General features: G+C 41.5%; 1 protein-coding gene. It reads right to left on the reverse strand.

Annotated features, from left to right (window positions below; all coding sequences use genetic code 11):
- Positions 1-68: 68 nt before the first annotated feature.
- A complete protein-coding gene (locus ACY45D_RS17205; protein ID WP_463107792.1) occupies positions 69-10,334 on the reverse strand; it encodes an Ig-like domain-containing protein in 10,266 nt (3,421 codons plus the stop codon).
- Between the last annotated feature and the right edge of the window lie 59 nt (positions 10,335-10,393).

A 10,393-nucleotide genomic window follows, 5' to 3' on the forward strand; every position in this document is an offset into this window, starting at 1 on the left:
TGCTTTTTCTATAAAAAAGAGCCACATCGTAATGTGGCTCTTTTTAGTTTCACTTATGAATCTAGTTATTAATGTAGGATAATATTGTTATTTAACAAATCTGTTAATTCCAACTTACCTGTCGCTTCTAAAATCAAGAATTGACTGCTTGCGTAACTCGTTCCAGCACCATCTCGGTCTATGCTTAACACCGTCGATACCGCATTCGTCTCAGCATTCGTCACCGATTCAGCTGTTAAGTACTGCGCAATATTACTATCCGTAATGGTCACGCCTGTCTCTTGCTCAATTTGCGCAATCCAGTCACTGATATCTAGCTTGTCCTTCGCTACGTCAAAGTGATTCCAAATATCCGTCACTTGCGTACTTTGATCACCCGATGAGCCGTCATAAACCCCATCGCCATTAATATCAACAAAGTCTATGCTTTTATTACCATCAATATTGAGTGAATCATCACCATTACGATCAATCCAATCATTCAGGTTGCTATTACCAAAGGTACCTAAGTCAAATTGTGAACCATAACCATTGCCAATCGTGGTACCTGTTTCACCTAAGTAAGCCCCATCACTATTCATCTCAGCTGTGATCGTATCTAATACTTTGTACACCAAGGTCGTCGCTACACCATTTGAGTAGATCGCATCGTTATCACGGGTACTAGTGTATTCTTGGTACACCAGTGAGTCGTGCCAATCCTCACTACCTGTGGTATCTGCTTGACCTTTGATGTATTGCACTGGTGCATTCAAGTTATTATATGAACCCAACACGCCATAAGCTGTTGGTGGATACAAGTTACCACCTTCCGCAATGGTCTGATCTATGGACTGGTCATAACGATATTCCATCGGTTCATTTTGTGCTAAGCCTTGCAAGTGGACTGGAACAAGTCGTAAACCCGCAATCTCGCCTGCTGGTATTGGATTCACACCGTTATAACTAAACTCCCAGTAACCTGTGTTTGGCTCAAGTGTCGTGGTCAGTACTGTACCATTGCCTAAAGTCAGATAAACCTGCGCTTCTCCCCAATAAAGTTTGCCCTCGTAGCGCGTTGCAAATCCTGCTAGGTTACCACTGTCATTGTAGAATTTAATGTCGTCCATTTCCATGAAAGTTGATGCACTGAACTCTCCTAAATAACTGTATGGTGTGTAATACCAATTCACATAGTTAGATTGCCCATCAAACTCACTCAAAGGCGTCGGAATGTGTTGAATAAATTGTGGATTTATCGAGATATTGCCTGCATCATCTACGGTTTCAAACACATAGTTTTTAAAGTTATCCATATGATCCAGCAATGGTGAAAGGACTAATTTCCCATTGGCATCGGTATCCAAACCATCAACTGTTGTGAGTTCTGTCAATCCTTCAATATGTTGACCACGGTACTCTTGTTCATAGACTTTAAAATTGCGCTCACCTGTTTCACTAAATTGGAAGGCAGGGTTAGCCACATCTAATCCTCCTTGCGCTGAAGAACTCAAACTACCACTAAACTTACCTGTCGCTGCCACGTTATCGACACGGTAGTTTTGTGCAGTTGTTTCATCTGTACCACCCACATAAACTGTTGCGCTATTACCTGCAACATCTGTGATCACCGCACGGAACTTACGGCTTTGATCATTGATTTGCTGCGCAGACCAATCCACGTCATACGATGAAGTATTATTCGCAGCGATCGTTGCTGTATTTAGATCCGTCCAAGTACCATCCACCAGTGTTTGGTAAATCACTTGTGCGCCTGCTTCACCTGTCACATTCAATGTAAACTGAGTGTCGTTCGAGTAGAAGTCTGTAACGGAAACGCCTTTGTCTTCATAACCAGTCAAACTTATTGCAGTATTCGGCGTTAAAACACTATCAATCGTTACATTTTGCGATGTCGCCACACCCGGAATACCCGCAGCATCTAATATGCGAGATTCAAACTTATAAGTACCATCTGCGAACGTATTGGCAGTCTGATCCAATGTCCAAGTTCCATTGGCATTGCTCACTGCATCTTTCCAAGTCACACCACCGTCTAGGCTCACCTGAACTTTATCACCAGCGTCTAAAGTCCCATTGATCTGACCACTGATTACCAGCGTCTTATCATTGGTAATAAAATCACCCGCGATACCACGATCTTCAGAAATAGCGGTAATGACTGCTGTTGAAACAGGCGCAGTAACATCAATCACAACATTAAATGCGGTCGTTGGATCACTTGCGTTTCCAGCTTGATCTGTTTGGGTTACAGTTAATGCATGTGTTCCCTCGGTTAAACCTGGTGCAGGAATGGTATAACTCCAAGTCCCATCAGCTTTTGCAGTTGTTGAACCAACCAACAACCCATTTTCATAGACTGAAACAACACTATTGGCTTCGGCTTTTCCGCCTACTGTTGGTGTAGTGTCATCACTACGATCACCTGATTTCAATAAGCCCTGCACAAGTCCAACATCATCACTCACTGTTTCTAAAGTTAAGCCTGTTGGTTTAATTGTATCAATGTTAAATCCGATTGTTGCTGTTGCGGTATTGCCATTGCTTAATGTTGCTGTAGCCGTATAGGTCTGTGCACCATTGCTCTGTGTCGGCACTTCAAGTGACCAGTTTCCAGCACCATCTGCCGTTACAGAACCGAGTGAATTCCCATCTTTATCTGTAATTTTAACAATTGCCCCAGCTTTGGTTGTACCTGACAATACTGGCGTATCATCATTGGTTACGCCACCATCAGCGATTGCTCCTGTAACAGGTGCTTTGTTATCCGTTGCACTAATTGTAATATCTACAGCACTCTTATCGACATCGAAGGTCAATGCATCACTTGGCGCACTGGTGTTTCCTGCTGGGTCTGTTTGTGTCACAGTAATATTGTGTGGACCATCTGCCAATTCAACTGTTGGTGTAAATGTCCAATTTCCGTCTGGTTGAACTGTTGCAGTTCCTATAACTGTACCATTATCGGTTAAGGTAATCGTACTACCCACCTCACCTTTACCTGAGAATGTCGGAGTTCCATCATCTGTTACACTACCATTGCTAATTGTACCGACCACTTGCCCTACATTATCAACCGCAGCCAAATCAGGTTTGCTTGGTACAAGCGTATCTAGATGAATCACATAATCGCCAGTAAATGGACTCAATTGCCCTGCTGCATCGACCGCCTGAGCTTTAATCGCTTTAGCACCATCTGCACCTAAATCGGTAACTTCAACAGACCATGTACCATCTGTTTTGACGACTGTATTTGCAACTTCCACACCTTCACTATAGACATGAATCGTAGATCCAACTTGGCCAGTTCCACTAATCGTCGGTGTTTTATCGTTGGTTAAACCATCTTTTGGAATAGTTTGGTTGAATAGTCCACCTGCAACATTATCAACAACATTGGTAATTGCAGGGGCAGGCGGTGGAGCACCCAGTACATCAAATGTCCACGGTGTTGTCACAGTGCCTTCATTTCCTGCAACATCAACAGGTGCAGCAGTTAAACTATGTGGCCCTGCACCCAATGGTAAAGTTGGTGTAAAGCTCCATGTTCCATCGGCTTGAACTGTTGCTGTACCAATGAGACTACCATTGTCATATATATTGACATATGCAGCATCCGCAGGGGCTTTACCTGTAAATTCTGGACGCGTATCATCCGTCACACCTTGCTCTGGAATCGTACCTTGTATTGCACCGATATCATCTTTTAAATCTAAATCAGACAATGCCGTAGGCACTTTCGTATCTACTGTAAAATTCTGTGTTGCCACAGCACTACTATTTCCAGCCGTATCAATCACACGTGCTTGAACCGTATAAGTTCCATCTTGCAAAGTCTGTGCAGTATTGTCATAACTCCACGTCCCATCTGCTTTGCTCGTTGCATCTACCCAGTTTGCACCATTGTCAAAGGAAACTTGGACTTTTTCATTACTTGCCAATGCTGTTGAAGCTTTGCCATGAATGATTAATGTTGCATCTTTGGTCACAAAGTCAGATGCATTCACACCTGTATCTTCAGAAATACTGGTAATAGAAGCAAGAGAACTTGGTAATGCGGTATCAATGATGACATTTTGTGGGGTTGAAGATGCGCCAAGATTACCTGCTTGGTCAATCACACGGCTCACGACTGTGTACGTGCCATCGGCAAGTGTTGCTGCCGTATTGTCCAAAATCCACATATTTGCTGGACGATCCAGAGTTGCATCTGTCCAAGTTGTACCACCATCTAAACTAATCTGTACACGCTCATCCGCTGCTAAATTACCGACAACCGTGCCATTAAAAATCAATGTATTGTCATTGGTAATAAAATCACCCGCTTGACCACTATCCTGACTAATACTTGATAGCGTTGTTGTTGCAGTCGGTGTTGTTGTATCAATGGTGATTTCTTTTGTATTTTCAGCACCTGCTGTACCTGTTGAATCAATCACACGTGTAACCACTGTGTATTTTCCATCAACAAGGTCTGTTGCAGCGTGATCCAAATTCCAACGGGTACCCGTAGGATCAATTGTTGCTGTTAACCAACTTAAGCCGCCATCTAGACTGACTTGAACTGTTTCGTCAGGATCTAATGCCCCTGTCACATTTCCAGAGAAGATCAAAGATGGATCATTGGTGACAAAATCACCTGCCACAGCACTATCATCAGTAATTAAAGTCAGATCAGCTGTCGCTTTTGGTGGTTCAGTCACAATGGTTACATCTTGAGTGACTTGATGTCCAATATTACCAACTTGATCCACAACACGAGCAATAAATTGATGCGTTCCGCTACTCAACGTATTTGCTGTGTTGTCTAAAGACCATGTATGACTCACTGGATCGATTTGTACAGTTGTCCATGTATTACCACCATCGACACTCACTTCAATATGGTCATTTGCAGTCAGCGTACCAGACTCAATTTTACCGTTAATAATCAGTGTTGTGTCACTGGTTTTATAATCACCTGCTATGCCCGTATCATCACTAATTCCAGTAAATGCAAGGGTTAAACTCGCAGGCGGTGGTGTTAGATCAATCACCACTTGTTGCGTATCTGTGACGACGCCATTCAATACTTTATCAACAACACGCGTTTGAAATTGATAAGTCCCTTCAGCTAAGGTATTGGCTGTATTGTTGTATGTCCAAGTATTTGTTGCTGAATCAACAGTGACATTTAACCAAGTCTGACCACCATCTAAGCTGAGCTGTACTTGATCATCTGTAGCTAAAATACCTGTAACTTTCCCACTAATCATAAGTGTTTGATCATTGGTTTGATAGTCGCCTGCTGTACCTGTATCCTCAGTGATACTGGTAAATTCAGACGTAGCCGTTGGTGCAGAAGTGTCTATCACCAATTTTTGAGTAGAAAGTGGGCCTGTATTACCTGCTTGATCGACAACGCGTGCAGCTAAAGTATAAGTCCCATCGACCAATGTTGTTGCACTGTGATCCAGTGTCCATGTTTTGGCAATAGGGTCTAATAGCGCTTTAATCCAAGTTGTACCGCCATCCAAACTCACTTCAACAGCATCATTTGCAGCAACATCACCAATGATCGTTCCATTGAAAACTAAAGTATTATCATTGGTTTGGTAATCACCTGCCACACCTGTATCTTCAGTAATGTTTGAGAATAAAGCTGAAGCAACTGGTGGTCTAGAATCAATGACCACATCTTGTTCAGAGATATCGCCTTGATTACCTGCCAAATCTATGACACGGACTTGTACTTTATATGTTCCATCTGCAAGCGGATTATCCGTATTGTCGAAACTCCATGTTTTATTTGGATAATCAACCGTTGCTTCAGACCACGTTTTACCACCATTTAAGCTGATTGATACTTTATCCGTCGCATCCAGTTGACCTGTAATTTCACCATTCAACAGCAAAGTATTATCACTGGTGACAAAATCATCGATAACACCAGTGTCATCGGTAATGGTAGTTAATTTTGCTAAAGTGGTTGCATCAGGTGCTTGAGTATCAATTTGAACATTGACAGTACTCGCAGTACCCGCTACACCTGCAACATTGATGACTCGTGCTTGGAACGTGTATGCACCATCTGCTAAAGGATTGGCTGTATTGTCATAGCTCCAAGTATGATTGGTACGATCAACCACTGCTCCTTGCCAAGTTGCACCATTATCTAAGCTGATTTCAATATAATCTGTCGCCGCAAGATTATTCAAAATCTTACCGTGAAGAACTAAGCTGTTATCATTGGTAATATAGTCACCTGCAATACCGCTATCTTCAGTAATGCTGGTAAATTCAACCGATGCCGTAGAAGGCTGACTGTTAATAACAACATTTTGCGAAGTGAGTTGTCCTACGTTATTTGCTGTATCAATTACACGAACTTGAACGTTATAAGTACCCTCTGCTAAAGGAGTATTCGTATGATCAAACTGCCAAGTATTAGCAGTACGATCTAGCGTGACTTCAACCCAATTACGACCACCATCAAGGCTAATTTGAACATTCTCATTTGTTGCTAAAACACCTGTAACATTCCCTTGGAATAACAAGCTGCTGTCTTGAGTAATAAAATCACCAGCTATACCTGTGTCATCAGAAATTGTGGTTAATGTTGCTGTTGCTGTAGGAATACTGCTATCAACAACGACTGTTTGTGTTGAAACAGCACCTGCATTACCCGCAGTATCAATCACACGTGATTGAACAGTATAACTACCATCAGCCAATTCATTGATTGTATTATTATAATTCCAAACATTTGTAGCACGATCTAAAGTACTTTCCAACCAAGTCGCGCCACCATCCAAACTGATTTGAACACGCTCATCAGCAGCTAGAACACCCTCAACTTTACCTTTAAAAATAAGCGTATTGTCACTGGTAATATAATCGCCAAGCACACCTGTATCTGTGGTAATACTGGTTAAAGATGATGTTGCGGTAGATGCTGCTGTATCAATTTGAATCTCTTGAGTGGTTTCAAAACCAGGATTACCCGCTTTATCAACAACACGTGCAATCAAAGTATGCGTCCCATCAGCCAATGGATTCGCTGTATTGTCGTAACTCCAAGTACGTGTTGCTGGATTAACTGTTGCCTCTAGCCAAGTCACTCCACCATCCAAACTCAACTGTACAGTATCACCTGCCGCTAAGGCACCACCATTAATTTTTCCTTTAAAAACTAATGTGTTGTCATTGGTAATGTAATCACCTGTTATCCCTGTGTCTTCAGTAATTCCTGTAAATACTGCCGATGTTAATGGCGCACGTGTATCGATAACGATATCTTGAGCTGTTACTTGTCCTACATTGCCAGCCTGATCAATCACACGTGTTTGGAATTTATATGTTCCATCTGCAAGCGGATTATCCGTATTGTCATATGACCAAGTATTTGTTGCTGGATCAACCGTTGCTTCTAGCCAAGTTTTACCGCCATTTAAACTGATTTGGACTTTATCACCTGCTGCTAAAGGTGCTGACAAAGAACCTGTCAGTTCTAAACTATTGTCATTGGTCGAAAAATCTCCAACCACACCAGTGTCTTCTGTAATCGCTGTCAGCGTACTGACCACACTAGAAGCTTGTGTATCAATTACAACCGTTTTACTTGAAACAGTGCCGACATTTCCAACAATATCAATTACACGAGCTTGAACATTATAAGTACCATCAACAAGTGAATGACCCGTATTGTCTAATGACCACGTATGTGTCACTGGGTCTACAACAGCATCCACCCAAGTTACGCCATTATCTAAACTCACTTGAACACGATCATCAGCCGCTAGCGTATTGAGAATACGACCACTGATCAGCAAGGTATTATCATTGGTAATATAATCCCCAGCGGTTCCTGTATCTGTTGTAATACTCGTAATGTCTGCAATTGCAGTTGAAGCAACTGTATCTACAACAACCGTCTGAGTAATCACTGGACTTGTAATTCCAACTGTATTTATCACACGCGCTTCTAAACGATATGTACCATCAACAAGTTGGTTCTGCGTATTATCATAACTCCACGTACCAGCAGCACGATCTAACGTTGCATCTACCCATGTAGAACCACCATCTAAACTGATTTGCACATGCTCATCTGCATTGAGTGGCTTAACAACTTCTCCACTAATAATCAAAGACTTATCATTGGTTTTAAAATCTGCTGCAAGACCCGTATCATCAGTGATAGCAGTAAACTTAATCGTCCCTGCTTCCAACGGAGCGGTATTAATAACAACCGTATGAGACACAGGTGAAGTTACATTCCCTGCAATATCAACAATACGTGCAGAGAATGTGTATGAACCATCTGCAAGTTGATTTGCAGTATTGTCATAACGCCACGTGTTTGTAGCAGAATCAACCGTAGCATCTAACCAAGTTGTTCCACCATCTAGGCTCACTTGAACACGTTCGTCTGCTGAGCCTTGGAATTTACCCGATAAAATAAGCGTATTATCACCAGTATTAAAGTCACCTACTGTTCCTGTATCTTCAGTAATAGCATCAAAAGTAAGATGACTTGAATCAGGTGGACTGATTGTCGTATCAATCTCTATAATTTGACGAACAGGTGAACTCACGTTACCCGCCAAATCAATCACTTGAGCTTTTAATGTATGCGTACCTTCTGACAATTCATTCGCTGTATTGTCATATGACCATGTTCCCTGAACACGATCCAAAACAGCATCATGCCAAGTTAAACCATCATCAAAACTCACCTGAACACGTTCATCAGATGCGATAGGTTGCAAGACTAAACCATTCACCGTTAAGCTTTTATCATTGGTAATATAATCGCCAACAACACCAGTATCATCAGTAATACCTGAAATAGTGATTAATCCATCTACAGGTTTAGTTGTATCAATAACAATATCTTTTGCTACAGGTGCAGTGGTATTCCCTGCTGCATCAATAATACGTGTTTCTACTTGATGTGAACCTTCAGACAATGGGTTCGCAGTGTTATCCAAAGTCCACGTATTGTTTGTACGATCTAATGTTGCATCAACCCAAGATCCTCCATCTATACGTACCTGAACTTTTTCATCTACCGCCAGAGTACTCGTAGTGGCTCCATAAATAATTAATGATGTATCCGCTGTAATAAAATCACTTACTACACCCGTATCTTCAGTAATCCCTATGATATTTGCTTGCGCTGTTGGAATCTCTATATCAATGATGATCGTTTGAGGCGTTGAAAGTGGGCCTATGTTTCCAGCTTCATCAATCACACGAACAACAACATCATGTTGACCATTTGCCAGTGGCTGCGCTGTATGATCAAGTGTCCAAGTATTATTGATAGGATCAATAGTGGCATCTACCCATGTTGCCCCACCATCCATACTCACTTGTATTTTATCTGTAGGCTCAACAGTACCTGTAATGGTTCCATTTAAAATCAATGATGGGTCATTGGTAATATAGTCGCCAACTACACCGCTATCATCCGTAATACCAGTCAAAGTTGCAGTGGTTGTCGGAGCAACTGTATCGATCGTCAATGTAAATTGAGTACTACCCGATACTCCAGCGCTATTGATGATTGTCGCTGTATATTGATGTGTACCATCGATTTGAGCAGGAAGCTCAAAAGACCAATTTCCAGTCGCATCTACTGTGGTCGAACCAATTTCTGTCCCATTTTCAGAAATATGCACAACAGCATTTGCTAACCCCGTACCCACCAATGTTGGCGTTACATCATCTGTAATTGCATGATTGGCAAGATCACTTTGGTTTAACCCAAAGTCATCCAATGCCTTTAAAATTTCAACTTTGACAGGTTGAGTATCCACAGCAAATGTAAGTGGATCACTTAATGGACTTATATTTCCTTTAGGATCAACCTGTTGAATGGTAATGACATGATTGCCATCTGCTAAAGGTGTTGTTGGTGTAAATGACCAAGTCCCATCAGGTTTCACGGTTGCAGAGCCAATTTCTACGCCTTGGTCAAAAATTTTAACGACACCCCCAACTTCTTTACTTGTACCTGAAAATGTAGGTTGATTATCATCTGTTGTGGTATTGGGTTGAATTGCCCCCTGAACAACACCGATATCATCCTGCGCTGAAAAAAGCGGCTTATCTGGTCTTGTTGTATCTGCTACGGTAAAATTAGTACTATATGCCAAACCCTGCTTATCCGTACCAACGAGTAAGAAATTTTCACCATTATTAAATGGAACATTTCTTGCAAATGTACCATTTGCAAGTACTGTGACTACAATAGGTACTATTGAACTATCAATTGAACCATCTGCTTTCAATAAATAAATCGTAACTTTTGTTCCAGCCTTAAAGCTATTTGATTGAATTATTGCCATTTCTAAACCTCTATCTTTTATTTAGTAAATAATTTTATAAATAACAAATTATAAATATG

The organism is Acinetobacter sp. BZX-2, assembly GCF_055179795.1.

Excerpts from the sequence above, each read along its gene's own strand:
- ACY45D_RS17205 (WP_463107792.1), bottom strand. The coding sequence starts at position 10,334 with ATGGCAATAATTCAATCAAATAGCTTTAAGGCTGGAACAAAAGTTACG.